Origin of the sequence: Frateuria sp. Soil773 (assembly GCF_001428405.1) — a bacterium.
In the GTDB taxonomy this organism is placed as follows: Bacteria; Pseudomonadota; Gammaproteobacteria; order Xanthomonadales; family Rhodanobacteraceae; genus LMSL01.
Genome location: NZ_LMSL01000039.1, coordinates 114,158 through 114,648 on the forward strand (window position 1 = coordinate 114,158; position 491 = coordinate 114,648).

At 61.4% G+C, this 491-nt stretch carries 1 protein-coding gene and 1 pseudogene; both read right to left on the minus strand.

The features are described from left to right. Positions 1-238: transposase (locus tag ASG87_RS20985; RefSeq protein ID WP_326937898.1), on the minus strand; the 238-nt coding region annotated here is incomplete at both ends. 1 nt (position 239) lies between these two features. After that, a pseudogene (locus tag ASG87_RS20990) lies at positions 240-491 on the minus strand (transposase); the annotation flags it as partial.

Genomic DNA, 491 nt, shown 5'->3' on the forward strand with positions numbered 1-491 from the left:
CACCCATCGCTTGGGCATGACCTTGAACGTGTGTAGTTCGTTGCGTTTGGCAATCTGCACCGTGACATGTTCGCCCAAGACCGCTCGCACATCCTGCGCAAAGGGCTGGCCCACATAACCGCTGTCGGCCAGCACGCTTTGCACCTGACCCAGACGGGCTTTGCCACGTCCGAACGCCTGCAAGGCGCCCTTGCGATCGGTCACCTCCGCCGTGGTCACCGCGATGGCGTGCGGCAAANATGTTCTTCACGCTCTGCGCGTCCACGATCAAGAACGTGCTGGAGGCGTTGCGCCCCTGTTTCTCGCGGGCCGCGCCAACCTGATTTTTTGAGCGCCCGCTCCAGCAGGCTCTCTCCCTCGTCGTCCACTTCGCTCCAGATCTGGAAGTACGCGTGCACCGTGCGCCATTTGGGGAAGCCTTCCGGCAACATCCGCCATTGGCAACCGCTCTTGAGCACATACAGCACGGCGCAAAAGACCTCATACAGCTC